Raw genomic sequence first — 14738 nt, 5'->3', positions numbered from 1 at the left:
CGCTAGATCACGTAGTCGTACCCGCGCGGGCTCGCCACCAGATCGGCGATCGTGATGCCATCGAGGTAGCCGGAGATCATCTTGTCCAGCTCGGTCCACATTCCGATCGTAGAACACTCCGCGGAGCGCTCGCAGCCCGCTCCATCCCCTTCTAGACACGACACCGGTGCCAGGGTTCCCTCCGTAAGACGGAGGACCTGGCCGACCGTGAACTGATCCGGGGACTGCGTGAGGCGGTAGCCGCCGCCTTTGCCGCGCATGCCGGAGAGCAGGCCGTTACGCACCAGGACGGAGAGGATGTTCTCGAGGTACTTTTCGGAGACGTCCTGACGCTGGGCGATCTCCTTCAGGGGAATCCGACCGGCCGCCTGGTGCTCGGCGAGGTCGATCATGACGCGCAACGCGTAGCGACCTTTGGTTGAAACCAGCATAGTTCCTCCTTTCGTCTAATTTCCTATATCCTATCAAATTAGCGGGTTATTGTCGTACCGCCGTTTCTGACGCTTCGGTGTGGGTTTGAGGTTTTACCGGCACATAACGGTCGGTTTGGTGTGGGTTTGGCCTCAGGTGCTCAGTATACCCATTTGAGCTATACACGCTGAACAGGCCTTTTGCGGAACAAGGATGCCGGTCTACCGGACCGGCTCTAAAACCCACACCAAACCGACCGTCTTTGCGCCCGCAATGGGTAAACCCACACCAAACCGCGAAAGCGCGACAGACCGACCGAGGGTGACGGCCCCGCATGCGCGAAAGGTGGTGGAACGATTTCATTTGACATATGTCCTTGACATCCGTCTCACGCGGTGGTCTACTCTCTATAAATTCCTATTACCCAACTGGTTAGTAGGAATTATAACGAACTAACCAAGGCGAACCAGGCACAACACGTCAAATGGAGGTAATCATGAGCAAGGTCTACACGTCAATCGATCAGGCTATCGGCCACACCCCCCTGCTGGAGCTCAGCCACATTGAGAAGGAGGAGGACCTGGGTGCACGCATCCTCGTCAAGCTTGAGTACTTCAACCCAGCGGGCTCCGTGAAGGACCGCATCGCCAAGGCCATGCTTGACGCCGCGGAGAAGACCGGTGAGATCCGCCCGAACGACGGCTACACCATCATCGAGCCCACGAGCGGCAACACCGGCGTTGGCCTCGCGAGCGTGACGGCCGCGCGCGGCTACCGCCTGATCATCACCATGCCCGAGACCATGAGCGTCGAGCGCCGTCAGCTCATGCAGGCCTACGGTGCGGAGCTCGTCCTCACCCCGGGTGCGGAGGGCATGAAGGGCGCCATCGCCAAGGCCAAGGAGCTCGCCGAGTCCATCGACAAGAGCTTCATCCCCGGTCAGTTCTCGAATCCCGCGAACCCCGCCGTCCATGAGGCGACCACGGGCCCGGAGATCTGGGAGGACACCGAGGGCAAGGTCGACCTCTTCGTCGCCGGCATCGGCACCGGCGGCACCATCACCGGCACCGGTCACTATCTCAAGAAGCAGAACCCCGAGCTCAAGGTTGTCGCCGTCGAGCCCGCTGGCTCCCCCCTGCTCTCCAAGGGCCATGCCGGCCCGCACAAGATCCAGGGCATCGGCGCCGGCTTCATCCCCGACGTGCTCGACACCAAGGTCTACGACGAGGTCGTGACCGTCGAGAACGAGGACGCCTTCGCGACCTCCCGCCTCGTGGGCCACAAGGAGGGCGTGCTCGTGGGCATCTCCTCCGGCGCGTCCGTCTGGACCGCTATCCAGCTTGCCAAGCGGCCGGAGAACAAGGGCAAGACGATCGTGGCGCTGCTGTCTGATACGGGCGAGCGGTATCTGTCCACGCCGCTGTTCTCCGAGTAACAGCTGACGCGGGGATGCGGGCCCCTTGATCGCCCGCCCCTCCCGGGTTCGCGGGCAGGCTTCGCGATGTCCGCGAACCCGGGAGGGGCGGGCTGCTGTGGGGTTTTACGTCCCGCAGGTCTCTTTAGGTGATGCAGCGCCCGGCGGGCAGGAGCCCGCCGGGCGCTGTTGGCTATCTGGATTGATACGGAGATAAATTCTGCTTTTAGCTGCGCCCCGCATCGGAGATGGAGGCCTTGTTGTACTTGTGGCCGCGCCATCGCTGCAAGAAAAGGTGGCTCTCGTAGCAAGGTCGCGCGGGGCAGAGCGCTCTCAACGCGGGAATGATGTGTGCCTCGCTCGCCTCCCTGAGCCACGTGCTCGTGCGGGTGTCGTGCGTTTATGAGAGACGTGCCGGTCCGGTTATGTTATGGGAGAATGGGCCGGTTCGGTCAGTCGTCGATGAAAGGTGGCGGATTTCAGGTGTCAAAGGGGCGGGTCCTGGTTGCTATGAGCGGCGGGGTCGATTCGAGCGTGACCGCCTACCTGCTCAAGCAGCAGGGCTACGAGTGCGCGGGCGCGACCATGCGCCTCACCTGCTCGCGCTCCTTCGATGACGCGGGCCCGCGCAGTTGCTGCTCGCTCGCTGACATCGCCGACGCCGAGTCCGTCTGCGACCGTCTGGGCATCCCGTTCCAGGTCCTCGATATGCGCGAGCTCTTCGAGCGCAGCGTGATCGACAAGTTCGTCACCACCTATGAGGCCGGCCGCACGCCGAACCCCTGCATCGACTGCAACCGCTTCCTCAAGTTCGGCGCCCTGCTCGACTATGCGCTCGAGCACGGATTCGATTCGATCGCAACGGGCCATTACGCTCGGATCGGCATGCTCGCCGATCGGGCTGCAGAGCAGGACGGGGAATCGAAGAAACTTCTCGATGCCCTAGCCTCCCCCGCCGAACATGCCCGCGCGCTCTCCGTCGGCGTTGACCCCGCGAAAGACCAGAGCTACGTGCTGTACTCCCTCACGCAGGAGCGGCTCGGCCGTACGCTGCTCCCGCTCGGCGGCCTCAACAAGGAGCGCGACGTTCGGCGCATTGCCGCCGAACAGGGCCTCGTCAACGCGGAGAAGCGGGACAGCCAGGGGATCTGCTTCGTGCCCGATGGGGATTATGCCTCCTACATCGAGCACCGCCGGGGGCAGCTCCTCGACGGCGGCGACATCGTCGATGGCACAGGGGTTGTCCTCGGACATCACGAGGGTGCGATGCGCTACACGGTCGGTCAGCGCCGCGGACTCGGCGTCGCGCTGCTCCATCCCATGTATGTGACGGATGTGAACACTGCGACGAACACCGTCACCTTGGGCGAGGAGTCAGATCTCATGGCGCGGGGGCTCATCGCAGATGACTGGATTTGGAGTGCGCCCGAGGACGCCGTATGCTCCTTGCTGGACACCGCGGCCGCCCACGGTGAGGGCCTGCCGGTGCGCGCCCGGATTCGTTATCATCAGCAGGCGCAGGCGGCCCATCTGATCTGGGACGACGCAGGAAACGAGCCTGACGGCGGCGCACGGCGCCTGCAGGTGGCCTTCGATGAGCCACAGCGGGCCATAGCCCCTGGCCAGGCCGTCGTCGTCTACGCGGGCGACGTGGTGCTCGGCGGCGGAACCGCGATCAAAGCGCTCCGATAGCCCCTCCCGAGCGGGCGTGCCCCATCATGTGGTGAACGATAGCGGTGCAAGACGCTGCGCGCAGCGGAATTCACACTCAGGGACAGGCGACACAGCGGGACTCCGGGTTGATTTAGCCCACAAGCCCGACTCGTTTTCGCCATCATGCGTCTGTCGAAACGATACATACGGACTCCGCCCCCCGGCGTAGATGACGTCTCAGGTTAATTATGCAAAATTTTTTGTTTTTACTCAATATATCTCATTATTTTATTTCAGATCTCAAGGAGCGTTTTCAAAACTTCCAGAAGTGCGGCAGTGATCTGAGGTATGCAAGGTAGACGCAGAGACCGGGGCAAGGTTTGCGCAGGAACGGGCCGACCGACCAGTCTTGCTACGCCGCCTCAGCCCATTTACTACCGCACTTCTGGAAGTTTTCAACATGAGCGCCCCATTCGCAACGCATAGGTATGCCCCACGGCGAGTGGAGCGCACCGAATAGCGTGGGGCGCTCTATGTATGGGACGCTCCTGTCGTGTTGAATACGGCTGATGGCGGATCAGCTTGCCAACATGAAGACATGCGCCTCTCACCGTCGAACGCGCGCATCCGTGGAAGGGAGGGCGCATGCTCTTGCCCTTCCTCACGGCGCAAAGACGCAACCGACCCACATGGCAGACGCGGGAGTCAACGCGCCGAAATGCAACATCGTCCCTCCCAAGCATGGGATCGTCTTGATAACCGTCCCTTGAAGCCCTTATTTTGCAAATCTCAGAAATGTCTTGAATACCCCCAGGGGGTGGGGGTATCATGCACGTCGAGTTCAAGTGAAAGGAGCTGACATGGCTCATGAGAAATTCGATGTCACGGGTATGACCTGCGCCTCCTGCCAGGCCCATGTCGACCGTGCCGTCCGACGCATTGACGGGGTCTCAGAGGTCGCCGTCAATCTGCTTTCCGGTTCCATGGCGGTGGACTACGACGAGTCGCGCGTCACGCCCGACCAGATCACCGCCGCCGTCGACCGTGCCGGCTACGGGGCATCCCTCGTCGAGACCGCTGCCGCCGCCGCGCCCGGAGCTGCCGCAAGCTCGCCCTCCCGCGCAGAGTCCCCCACCAAGAAGCTCGAGGCTGCCGCCGAGGCGATGAAGAGCCGCCTCGTCATCTCCCTCGTATTCTGGGTGCCGCTGTTCTACATCGGCATGGGGCACATGTTCGGATGGCCGCTGCCGAGCGTCTTCACCGACCACACGCACAGCATGACCCTCGCGCTGACCATGCTGCTGCTGACGATCCCCATCGCCTTCGCGAACCGCGCCTACTTCATCAACGGCTTCGAGTCGCTCTTCCACGGCGCCCCCAACATGGACGCTCTCGTGGCCATCGGCGCCGCGGCGAGCATCGCATGGTCGCTCTACGCCATGTTCCTCATGGCGGCGCAGCTGGCCGACGGCGACGTGCACGCATCGATGATGACGGCCATGGACAACCTTTACTTCGAGGCTGCCGGCACCATCCTCGCACTGGTCACGGTCGGCAAGTACCTGGAGACGCGCAGCAAGTCCAAGACGGGCGGCGCGATCGAGAAGCTGATCGACCTCGCGCCCAAGACGGCGACCCTCGTGGCCGACGACGGCACCGAGACCGAGGTCGACGCCGACTCCATCCAGCTCGGCCAGATCATCCGCGTGCGGCCCGGCGAGTCAGTCCCGGTGGACGGTGTGATCGTCGAGGGCGCCTCGGCCATCGACGAGAGCGCGCTCACCGGCGAGAGCATCCCCGTCGAGAAGAACCCCGGCGACACGGTCTCCGCGGCCACGATCAACCGCACCGGCAGCTTCACCTTCCGGGCGACCCGCGTGGGTGCCGACACCAACCTGGCGAAGATCATCCAGCTCGTCGAGGACGCAAACGCGACGAAAGCGCCGATCTCACGCCTGGCCGACCGGGTCGCCGCCGTGTTCGTGCCGATCGTGATCGGCATCGCCATCGTGACCTTCATCGTGTGGATGGCGCTCACCGGCAACGCCAACGAGGCCCTCACCGCGGCCGTGGCCGTGCTCGTGATCAGCTGCCCCTGCGCGCTCGGCCTCGCCACGCCCGTGGCGATCATGGTCGGAACCGGCAAGGGCGCTGAGATGGGCATCCTGTTCAAGAGCGCCGAGGCCCTGGAGAACCTCCGCGGCGTGGGCGCCGTGGTGCTCGACAAGACCGGCACCGTGACCGCCGGCAAGCCCGCTGTCACCGACGTGGTCCCCGCGAAGAACGCCGAGGGCACCCCGGTGATCAGCGAGAAGGCCCTGATGAAGCTCGCCGCCACCCTCGAGCGCCAGAGCGAGCACCCGCTTGCCGAGGCCATCATGGCCTATGCGGCTGAGCGCGACATCATCGCGCGCGGCGTCGAGGACTTCGTCGCCGTGCCCGGGCGCGGTGTGCGGGCCCGCGAGGGCGCGGGCGAGATCGCTGCGGGCAACGCCGCCCTCATGGCCGAGCTCGGCATCGAGGTCCCGGCCGGCGAGCTCGAACGCTATGCGCATGACGGCAAGACGCCGCTGTTCTTCGCCAAGAACGGCGCGCTCATGGGCACGATCGCCGTGGCGGACGAGCTCAAACCCACGAGCGAGGCGGCCATCGGGGCCCTACGCGAGCTCGGGGTGCGCGTGAAGATGCTCACGGGCGACAACCGCGCCACCGCCGAGGCCATCGCCCGCCGCGTGGGCCTGCCCGCCGAGGACGTGATCGCCGACGTCATGCCCGCCGACAAGGAGCGCCACGTGCGCGAGCTGCAGGAGGCCGGCGAGAAGGTCGCCATGGTGGGCGACGGCATCAACGACTCCCCCGCGCTCGCCCGCGCCGATGTGGGCCTCGCGATCGGTGCCGGTGCAGACATCGCCAAGGAGGGCGCCGATGTGATCCTGATGCGGAGCGACCTGCTTGACGTCGCCCGCGCCATCGAGCTCTCCCGTGCGGTGATCCGCAACATCAAGCAGGACCTCTTCTGGGCGCTCATCTACAACGCCCTCGGAATCCCGCTGGCCGCAGGGGTCTTCTTCCCCTTCACCGGCTGGCAGCTGAGCCCCATGTTCGGCGCTGCGGCGATGAGCCTCTCGAGCGTCTGCGTGGTGGCGAACGCCCTGCGCCTGCGCGGATTCAAACCCCGCGTGGCGCGCTAAGATGGCATCTCCGGGGCGGGCCCGCACCGCTGGACCCGCCCCGTTCATGCGATAGACCACACGCCCCCGCCGGGGACGCACAGCAGAAAGGATACGATCATGAAGTACGTCATCAAGACCGAGGGCCTGCACTGCGGGCACTGCGACGCCTCCGTAGAGACCGAGCTCCTAAAGGTCGCCGGCGTCACCGACGCCGACTCGAACCACGAGACCCAGACGGTCGAGGTCGAGACCGACGGCGCGGTATCAGAGGATGCGCTCAAGGACGCCGTCGCCGCCGCAGGTGACTTCCGCGCCCTCTCGGTGACCGCCGCCTAAGGCGTTCGCCCCTGTACGTTGCGACCCTGAGGAGGGATGCCCGATGCAAGCGGATCACGAGAAAACCCTGCGGTTGCTCAAGACCGCGCGCGGGCAGCTCGACGGGATCATGCGGATGGTGGAGGATGATCGCTACTGCATCGATATCTCCACGCAGATCATGGCCACCTCGTCGATTCTTGCCCGCGTCAACGCCAACGTGCTGAAGGCCCATATCGAGGGCTGCGTGCGACAGGCCGCCGAAAGCGGGTCTGAGGAGGAGAAAGACGAGAAGCTCGCCGAGATCGAGCAGGTCATCGACAAGCTGGCCCGGTAACGCGCACGACGCCCATCAGGGCGAAGCGCACGAGACGAACGGCGCTGCGGGGCAGAGATCCCGCGGCGCCGTCTTTCTCAGAGCGCGTCAGCCCCCGCTCAGCTTGAGCGGCGCTCGGCGTCGAAGGCGTCCTCGTACCCGTACTGGCGCGCTATGTTGTTGAGGTTCTCGACGGCTAGGTTGACGCCGTTCTGCCAGCAAGTGCGCGCATACTCCTCGTAGATCCTCACGGTGCGCGGCGAGTAGATCTTGAGCTCGCTTCTCAGGTAGGTCTCAAACGAGGTGAGGCCGGGCCGGTCGTCGTCTGCCAGCAGAGGGCGTCCGTCCGCGGTCATACGCGGGAACATGACGTTCGCCTGCGCCTGCCACACGAGGAAGAACCGGAAGATCCGCTCGATCCGCTCGCACGTCTCGTACGAGGGCGTCGGCAGCAGCGGGCCCAGCCCCTCGAAGGCCCGCGCATCGGTTGACTCCATCATCCAGGCGTACTTCTCGCTCATGAGCGACCGTCCCGTCGCCTGCGCGTTCCTCACATCCTCGAGGTAGGATTCGAGCAGCTCCTCCGACCACGTGAGGAGGAGCGAGCGCCGCATGGCCGTGAACATGTCCGGGCGATGCTGGCATTCAGCGGGGCCGTCGATGCCCTGCACCTGCGAGAAATCGGCCCACTCCAGCCGAACGATGGTGTCGACAAGTTCACGCACAGACATGTTCCCTCAATTCCTCGGTGACCTCGTGCGGAGCAGCTCCTGCTTCGCGATGCGGGCCCGCAGGGGCTCAACATAGTCGAGCAGGAACGAGCCCTCGACCTCTTCTAGCAAACCCAGGCCGCGCAGGCCGTCGAGAATCTCCTCGGCAATGTGCTCGACCAGATCCTGCACACCGAACGCATCGAAGCGCTCCATCGGACCATCCGCCTCGACGAGCTGCTCCAGCGCGCCCGCGATCGATGCCCCCAGCGCCCCGCAAAGCCTCAGGGACGTATGGGCCCACTTGTAGTAGGGACAGTACCGTCCGCTGAGTGCATGGACGATCAGGCAAGCCGCCTCGTGGCACCGCGCATAGGCGATGCGCGTCCCCACCGGGTCCCGACGCAAGACAGCGCGGATCAGGTTCGACTGCCCCGCCTGCGCGAAATCCAGGCAGCGCTCCGCCAGGCGCTTGAGGAGGATGTCGCGCGGGTACCCCTCGAGCAGGCGTGTCCGTATCCCGCTGAAGACCCCGGGGCCATCGTGGAACACCTCCCCGTTCGTCGCCGCAGCGAGCGCGAACTCGGGGATCTGGTCCCACTCCACCTCGGTCTCGGGGCCCGCTTGCAACCCGGTGAAGCGCCGGTAATGGTCCCCGACCCGCATCGCGCCGCATCTGCCCTCAGGGCAGGGCTGATGGATGCCGAGCACGGGGCAATCGAGGAAGCGGGATGGGGCAGATGCGAGCACATCCTCGACCTGGCGGGCGAGATCGGGCGCGTCATCCGGCACCCAGATGCAGAGGGCGACACCCCAGTCATGGTCGCGGGACACGCGGTCGTCGAAGCCGAAGCGATCGGATCCATCCCCCACAGAACCGACTGCTACCAGCTCAAGCGCCGCGCGGCCCAGTTCACGCTCAATCGAGGGGATGGCGACCTCGTGCGCGTACCTCCCGGTGAGCTCCAGCCCTTTCATGTCCGATCAACAGCTTGGCTCCTGGCCTGTGCGTACGCCAAGTTCTCGCACACCAGCTCATAGGCAGTAGAGTCCGTGCCGAACAACCGCTCCGTCAGCGCGCGCGACTCGGTCAGCAGCTCGCACGCGCGCTCGAACTCGCCGATCTCCACATGATGCGCCGCCACGTTGTTGAGGGCGCCGGCGTACGCCGCCCCCTCCTTGCCGTGCACCTGGATGATGAGCTCCATGGCGTAGTCGTAGAGGGCCACCGCCTCATCGAGATCCCCCAGTTTCGTTGAGCAGACGGCGCCGTTCATCAGCGTCGTCGCAATGGACGCCTGCGCCTCCGGGGCATCGGACGCCTGCAGGAGCTCGAGTGCGCTCACATGGCAGCCGAGCGCCTCCTCGTACCTGCCCATATCCTGCCACAGCAGGCCGATGTTGTTGTAGCAGCTGATCGTGTGCCAGTCGCCCTCCCCCAAGGCCGACCGATAGATCTCAAGCGCCCGCTTGAACTCCGCCTCAGCTTCCTCATGCTTGCCCATCAGGCGGTGGAGGCCGGCCAGGTTGTTCAAGGTGGTCGCGTACTCGGGATCGCGCTCCCCCAGCGTCTCGCGAAGAGCCCTCCCCGCAGCGGAGAAGTGCCGCTCGGCGTCCTCGTAGAGGCCGATGGCCCGCTCGATCGAGGCCGCATCGTTCAGAAGCACCGCGTAGTCTGCGCTTCCCGCACCGTACAAGTCGCGGGCCTCATCGAGGATGCGGATCGACACGGGGTAGGCGCTCCGGTAATCTCCGGCTGCGAGATGGGAGTTCAGATCGTCCTGCAGTTTGTCGACCATGGCCTTCTTGCCGCTGATTGAGCATGAGCCGCATGGCTCGCAGTTCGCGTTCATGTCCATACCTCCGCATATCCACCGAGCTCCGCACTCACCGTCGAGGAGAGGCGCGTCTCATCGAACAACCGGGATGGGGTGCCGTTTGACGCCCCATCCCTGCCTGACTTCTCCTATTTTCCGCCCTTCGCAGCAAGCTCCGTGGGCATCGTCAACGCGAACACCAGTGAGAACGCGAATCCGCAAAGCGCGAAGATCACGGACGCCGTGTAGGTCCCATCGGTGATGCTCGGCAGAAGGCCTCCAACGAAGGATCCCGTCGCCGGCCCGATGAACATGACGATGAGCGTGGCGAGGCCCCAGATCTTGCCGAAGCACTTCGACCCGTAGATGGAGCCCGCGTACCCGGCGACGCCACCGGGCTCGATCGCCCAGTAGAACGAAAAGATGATGCAGGCGATCACGCCGAGCCAGATGCTCTCCTTCGTCATCGCGAGCAGCAGCACGCAGCCGATGATTCCGCAGATGGGCGCGAAGATCAGGGAGTACTTCCGGCCCTTCGCCTCGTTGCCGATCTTCTTGACGAAACCGTCGCATACCTTGCCCAGCAGGGGCATCGTGAAGATGCCGCAGACGCCGATGATGACGTAGAGGTTCGTCGCGGTCGTGATGTCGAGCTCGATGTTCGTCTCGAAGAACTTGACGATCTGCGACCAGATCAGGAACTCTCCCAGCATCGAGCCGAGGAACGCGAGGATCGCGGCCCAGATGGGATACGTCCTGAACGCCTCACCGAGTTCGAAATCGTGGACGGGGGCGGCGGCACCCTTCTTCGCCGGCAGCGAACCAAACGGCTCGAAGCCGTAGTCGGACGGATTCTTGCGTGCGACGAAGGCGGCGACCAAGAGGAGCGCGAGGAACAGGAAGGCGAAGATCTTCATGGACGCCCTCCAAAGCGACGGGTCGCTCTTGAGCATGGGCGCCAGGAAGTAGGACAGGATCACCTGCGCGATGGGGGCGCCGGCAAACGCGATGCCCCACGCGGTTGAGTACTTGTCTCCGATGAACCACTTACGCACCGATGTGGTCGAGGAGACCCAGAGCATGCCGGTGCCCACGCCCGCGAAGAACCCGTAGCACAGGCAGTACGGGATGAAATCGCTCACAAACGATGTGATGAACATCCCGCAGAAGCAGAAGATGGAGGCGACGAGGTACACGGGCCTGCTGCCGAACTTGTCGACGATCCTGCCGGCAAAGAACGAGGTGACGGCGTAGACCATCATCATCAGCGAATAGCCGGTGGAGAGCATCGCGCCCGTCCACTCAACACCTGTCGTGCTGGTCAAGTCCTTGCTCATGGACCCCTGGAGGACCGAGAAGGTTGAGCGGAATCCGAAGAGGCAGAAGCAGGCGAGGAACGACGCCAGGACCACCATGCGTGAGATCTGTTTCGCATTCTTCATGAGAATATCCTTATACGAGGGCGGCCCCAGCATGCCTTGCACAAACTGGGGCCGCGGGAGTCAGAACGGAAGATCCGACCTATGGGAAACCGTTCCCCTTACGCGTGAGCCGCGAAGTTCTCGCAGTTCTTGGCGCCGAGCTCGGCAAACGCCCAGGATTCGACCGCGAAGCCGCTGCAGATGGCCATGCCCTTCTCATCCGGCTCGCTCAAGTGGCTGCAGAACTTGCACTTCATACCCGGCGCAAACCGCTCGCAGGTCGGGGAATCGGTCTGCACGACGATGTCGCCGTTCGCGTGGCAGATCCCCTTTGCCACATCGATGGGAATGAAGTTCGCGCAATCAGAGTGGTTGCAGTTGGTGCACATGATGTTCACGCTCCTTGGTGAGAGTTCAATCGAATGGGCTTACACGGACTCGTACTCGGTACGGGCGATGACCTCGTCCTGGATCGGCTTGCCGATCTCGCACCAGTACTGGGTGAAGCCTGCGACGCGGACCAGGAGGGTACGGTAGTTCTCGGGCTTCTTCTGGGCGTCCTTGAGGACACGGGAGTCGACGATGTTGTACTGGATGTGGAACCCGCCCTTGCGCATGTAGGAGCGCGTGAGGTCGAGCAGCTTCTTCGAACCCTCGATGCCGTGGACCGCGGTCGGGTGGATCTTGAGGTTCATCTGGCTGTTCTGGCTCATCGCGTGATCCCAGCCGGTCGCGGACTCGAACAGGGCGTACTGGCCGTTCTTATCGGTGCCGGGGTACGCGGACATGGAGGCGTCGGCGAACGTGGTTCCTGAGAGGCGGCCGTCTGCGGTCGCACCGGTCACGGCGCCCATGGGGCCGTGGGTGGAGACGGACATCTGGCAGACGTAGAACGGCTCGGCGTAGAGCGACTGGAAGGCGTCGCCGATGTGGCAGAACCAGTCCTCATAGGTGTAGAGGATCTGATCCGCGTACGGATCGTCGTTGCCGTACTTCGGGGCGCGCAGGCAGTCGGAGTGGATGACGTCGTAGCGTCTGTCATCGTCGTCCCGCTTCTCCTGGTCGATCAGGGACTCGGAGCCGACCTCCTTCGACGTCTTGTAGCCGAAGTTGCTGAGCATGGCGTCGCGCATCTCGTCGAGGGTGTACTTCTTGTCCTCGAAGACGAGCTTCTTCAGGGCGACGAGCGAGTTCACGAGGTTGCAGGTGCCGCAGCATTCGATGTTGAACGTCGCGTTGAAGCGGTAGCCCTTGTTCGCGATGTTCTTGCCGCGATCGAAGCAATCGGGCTTGAGCAGGGAGTTGACGACCGAGGGCGTGAACTTGCGCCAGACGTCGTGCTGGATGTTGTTCGCCTTGACGAGCACGGCGACGATCTCCTCGTAGTACTTCTTGTACTGCTCCCAGATCATCTCGTAGCTGTCCAGCGGCAGGTTGTGCGGCTCGACGATCTGCAGGCCCGTGCGGTGATCGAAACCGTTGTTGAGCACGAGCTCGAGGATCTTGGGGTTGTTGAGGAAGTGGACGCCCACGGAGGTAGGCTGCGCGGCGCCGCCGGGGATCCAGTAGGAGCGGTCGTTCAGGTGCAGCTCCTGCCAGATGCCGGGCGAGGTCTCCAGGCAGCCGCCGACGGACCAGGCGCGCGCGTCGGTGATGTCGAGGCCCTCGTGCGAGTACTGGCGCAGGAGGAACTCCTGGGCGACGCGGTTGTTCATGAACGCCGGGTAGCCGGTGCCCGTCTTCTCGCACTCCATGGCCTTCATGAGGAACTCCTCAGGCAGGGAGTCATCATAGAGGACCGAGAGGGTCGGCTGGGTCGTCTGGCACTTGATGCCGGCCTCGAGGATGAGCATCTCAAGACGGTTGGCCGCCGAGCGCCCCTCGCGGTTCTGGCCGCCGAGGCAGAGGTTGTTGAAGGTGTTGCCGGACAGGACGCCGCCGACGACGCCCGTGCACGCGAACGCGTCGATGCAGGTCATCTTCACGCGGTAGAGCTCCAGCCACTCCTCGACCTCTTCCTCGGTCGTGCGGCCGGCTTCCATGTCCTGCTCGAAGTACGGGTAGAGGACCTGGCCGACGCGTCCGGGGGACAGACCGCTCATGGCGTCCTCGTTGAGCTCGGCGAGGTGCAGCAGGTAGATCATCTGCAGCGCGTCCTTGAAGGTCTTCGGCTTCTCATGGGCGAGACGGTGCATGCGCTCGCTGATGCTCAGGAACTCGGCCTTGCGCTCGGGATCCTCGGTGGTAGCGGCGAGGCGGTCGGCCTCCTTGCCGTAGTTGTCGAACCAGGCGCTCAGGCCCTCGACGAGGAGCTTCGAGGACATGTAGTAGTACAGGGAGTCCATGCCGGCGATGCCGTCGCCACGGGGGTCGCCCGCAACCTCACCGGCGCGCTCGGCGCACATCTCGATGAGCTTGTCGAAACCGTGCTCGAGCGGCAGGTAGTAGTTCATGACCTCGCGGCCCTGGGGGATCGTGTACCCGGAGTCAAACTGGCAGATAACTGCCTTCATGACCTTTTCCTTGGTCGAGTACTCGGGGACCATCTTCTCGTAGACGCGGCTCACGTCCTCGACGGACTTGCCGGCCCACGAGTACGCCAGATGGTGCAGGGCGCCGACGCGCTCCTTGCGGATACCGTACTTGCCGCCCACGGACACGACGTTGCCGAAGCTCTTCGTGACGTTGCCGCCACCGGCGCCGAAGTGGGAGACCTCAGCTGCCGCGTCTCCGCCCGTCTTCTGGGCCTCCTTGTAGAGATCGGAGTCCTTGTCCATGAAGAAGCTCTCCGTCAGCCACGGCAGCGGAGCGCTTCCACGGTAATACCCCGCCTTGGCGCCCACGAGGAGCTCGCCCGGCCAGATCGGCGTGTCGAGGTGCTGCAGCACGCTCTTCATGCCGTGCGCGCGCTGCATGACGGGGATGTCGCCCGCATGCTCGTTCACGGCGCGGTCGTACCAGTAGGAGAGCTGGCAGTCGAGCGAGGAGAGCGTGTCGAAGTAGACATCGCGCAGCGCCTTCGCGCGAGGGGTCGGCTCGCGCTTGATCTCGCGGTCGACGACCTCCGCCGGTGCCTCTCCACCCGCCTGGTAGCTCAACGACGCACCGCGTTGCTCCAAGACCTCGGTCAATTTCATCGGTTTCACGGCTGGCATTTGAACCTCCCTAGATCAGATGCCCGCAGGCAGGCGACACCCGCCCGCTTCCTACGAACTCCACTTTCGCCTTCAGGGAGGGTGTAGACATCACTCGTATTGCGTATATCGGGTCTGATTTCATCCACCGATTTCTAATACCTTGGTATGAAATCTCAAACCAACGGCACAGGGTATGAGTTTTTCCGAAAACCTCAGACCGGTCCTAGGACCTCAGACCCGTGACCTTCCCGTGATGAAGCACGAAAGTAAATGCAGCGAGATGTGCAGCGGATCGCCGTCCAGCAGCACGCAAGCAGCTGAACCGCGGCGGCGGTGGGGGTGACGGGATCCGCGCGAAGGAATGGGGAGAC

The 14738-nt window shown here is 64.0% G+C and carries 12 protein-coding genes; 5 read left to right on the top strand and 7 right to left on the bottom strand.

Features of this window, described 5'->3' with window-relative positions; translation table 11 throughout:
- Positions 1 to 2: 2 nt before the first annotated feature.
- Positions 3 to 431, bottom strand: a complete 429-nt coding sequence (locus CAP13_RS02590; protein WP_085830096.1) for an RrF2 family transcriptional regulator — start codon at positions 429 to 431, stop codon at positions 3 to 5.
- Positions 432 to 907: 476 nt separating this feature from the next.
- Between CAP13_RS02590 and cysK the strand changes: the two genes are divergently transcribed.
- From cysK to CAP13_RS02565, 5 genes are all read left to right on the top strand, one after another.
- Positions 908 to 1846 (top strand): cysteine synthase A, encoded by a 939-nt coding sequence (cysK, locus tag CAP13_RS02585; protein WP_085830095.1) that lies wholly within the window; start codon positions 908 to 910, stop codon positions 1844 to 1846.
- A gap of 462 nt (positions 1847 to 2308) precedes the next feature.
- The gene (mnmA, locus tag CAP13_RS02580) at positions 2309 to 3517 is read left to right on the top strand and encodes a tRNA 2-thiouridine(34) synthase MnmA (protein WP_245798867.1); all 1209 of its coding nucleotides are present in this window, start codon (positions 2309 to 2311) and stop codon (positions 3515 to 3517) included.
- A gap of 821 nt (positions 3518 to 4338) precedes the next feature.
- Positions 4339 to 6669 carry a heavy metal translocating P-type ATPase gene (locus CAP13_RS02575; RefSeq protein WP_085830094.1) on the top strand — a complete coding sequence of 777 codons (2331 nt, stop codon included), beginning with the start codon at positions 4339 to 4341 and terminating at the stop codon, positions 6667 to 6669.
- Between the two features lie 99 nt (positions 6670 to 6768).
- Positions 6769 to 6987 carry a heavy-metal-associated domain-containing protein gene (locus CAP13_RS02570; RefSeq protein ID WP_085830093.1) on the top strand — a complete coding sequence of 73 codons (219 nt, stop codon included), beginning with the start codon at positions 6769 to 6771 and terminating at the stop codon, positions 6985 to 6987.
- A gap of 43 nt (positions 6988 to 7030) precedes the next feature.
- Positions 7031 to 7303 (top strand): metal-sensing transcriptional repressor, encoded by a 273-nt coding sequence (locus CAP13_RS02565; RefSeq protein WP_085830092.1) that lies wholly within the window; start codon positions 7031 to 7033, stop codon positions 7301 to 7303.
- A gap of 98 nt (positions 7304 to 7401) precedes the next feature.
- Here CAP13_RS02565 and CAP13_RS02560 read toward each other — a convergent pair whose 3' ends face one another.
- From CAP13_RS02560 to hpdB, 6 genes are all read right to left on the bottom strand, one after another.
- A complete protein-coding gene (locus CAP13_RS02560) occupies positions 7402 to 8013 on the bottom strand; it encodes a DUF4125 family protein (protein WP_085830091.1) in 612 nt (203 codons plus the stop codon).
- A 6-nt stretch (positions 8014 to 8019) separates the two neighbouring features.
- Positions 8020 to 8970 carry a DUF4037 domain-containing protein gene (locus tag CAP13_RS02555; protein ID WP_085830090.1) on the bottom strand — a complete coding sequence of 317 codons (951 nt, stop codon included), beginning with the start codon at positions 8968 to 8970 and terminating at the stop codon, positions 8020 to 8022.
- A complete protein-coding gene (locus CAP13_RS02550) occupies positions 8967 to 9845 on the bottom strand; it encodes a tetratricopeptide repeat protein (RefSeq protein WP_179184899.1) in 879 nt (292 codons plus the stop codon). Before CAP13_RS02550 ends, CAP13_RS02555 begins: the two co-directional genes overlap by 4 nt.
- A 113-nt stretch (positions 9846 to 9958) precedes the next feature.
- Positions 9959 to 11251, bottom strand: coding sequence for an MFS transporter (locus CAP13_RS02545; RefSeq protein ID WP_085830088.1), 1293 nt, complete (start codon positions 11249 to 11251; stop codon positions 9959 to 9961).
- Positions 11252 to 11349: 98 nt separating this feature from the next.
- Positions 11350 to 11619, bottom strand: a complete 270-nt coding sequence (gene hpdC, locus CAP13_RS02540; RefSeq protein ID WP_085830087.1) for a 4-hydroxyphenylacetate decarboxylase small subunit — start codon at positions 11617 to 11619, stop codon at positions 11350 to 11352.
- 39 nt (positions 11620 to 11658) lie between these two features.
- The gene (gene hpdB / locus CAP13_RS02535) at positions 11659 to 14385 is read right to left on the bottom strand and encodes a 4-hydroxyphenylacetate decarboxylase large subunit (protein ID WP_085830086.1); all 2727 of its coding nucleotides are present in this window, start codon (positions 14383 to 14385) and stop codon (positions 11659 to 11661) included.
- Between the last annotated feature and the right edge of the window lie 353 nt (positions 14386 to 14738).

Origin of the sequence: Collinsella vaginalis (assembly GCF_900176655.1) — a bacterium.
In the GTDB taxonomy this organism is placed as follows: Bacteria; Actinomycetota; Coriobacteriia; order Coriobacteriales; family Coriobacteriaceae; genus Collinsella; species Collinsella vaginalis.
The sequence above is the reverse complement of the archived record's forward strand: the minus strand, read 5'-3'. Positions and strand labels throughout refer to the sequence as shown.

Excerpts from the sequence above, each read along its gene's own strand:
- CAP13_RS02570 (WP_085830093.1), top strand. The coding sequence starts at position 6,769 with ATGAAGTACGTCATCAAGACCGAGGGCCTGCACTGCGGGCACTGCGAC.
- CAP13_RS02550 (WP_179184899.1), bottom strand. The coding sequence starts at position 9,845 with ATGAACGCGAACTGCGAGCCATGCGGCTCATGCTCAATCAGCGGCAAG.
- CAP13_RS02545 (WP_085830088.1), bottom strand. The coding sequence starts at position 11,251 with ATGAAGAATGCGAAACAGATCTCACGCATGGTGGTCCTGGCGTCGTTC.
- hpdC (WP_085830087.1), bottom strand. The coding sequence starts at position 11,619 with ATGTGCACCAACTGCAACCACTCTGATTGCGCGAACTTCATTCCCATC.
- CAP13_RS02575 (WP_085830094.1), top strand. The coding sequence starts at position 4,339 with ATGGCTCATGAGAAATTCGATGTCACGGGTATGACCTGCGCCTCCTGC.
- CAP13_RS02560 (WP_085830091.1), bottom strand. The coding sequence starts at position 8,013 with ATGTCTGTGCGTGAACTTGTCGACACCATCGTTCGGCTGGAGTGGGCC.
- hpdB (WP_085830086.1), bottom strand. The coding sequence starts at position 14,385 with ATGCCAGCCGTGAAACCGATGAAATTGACCGAGGTCTTGGAGCAACGC.
- cysK (WP_085830095.1), top strand. The coding sequence starts at position 908 with ATGAGCAAGGTCTACACGTCAATCGATCAGGCTATCGGCCACACCCCC.
- CAP13_RS02565 (WP_085830092.1), top strand. The coding sequence starts at position 7,031 with ATGCAAGCGGATCACGAGAAAACCCTGCGGTTGCTCAAGACCGCGCGC.
- CAP13_RS02590 (WP_085830096.1), bottom strand. The coding sequence starts at position 431 with ATGCTGGTTTCAACCAAAGGTCGCTACGCGTTGCGCGTCATGATCGAC.
- CAP13_RS02555 (WP_085830090.1), bottom strand. The coding sequence starts at position 8,970 with ATGAAAGGGCTGGAGCTCACCGGGAGGTACGCGCACGAGGTCGCCATC.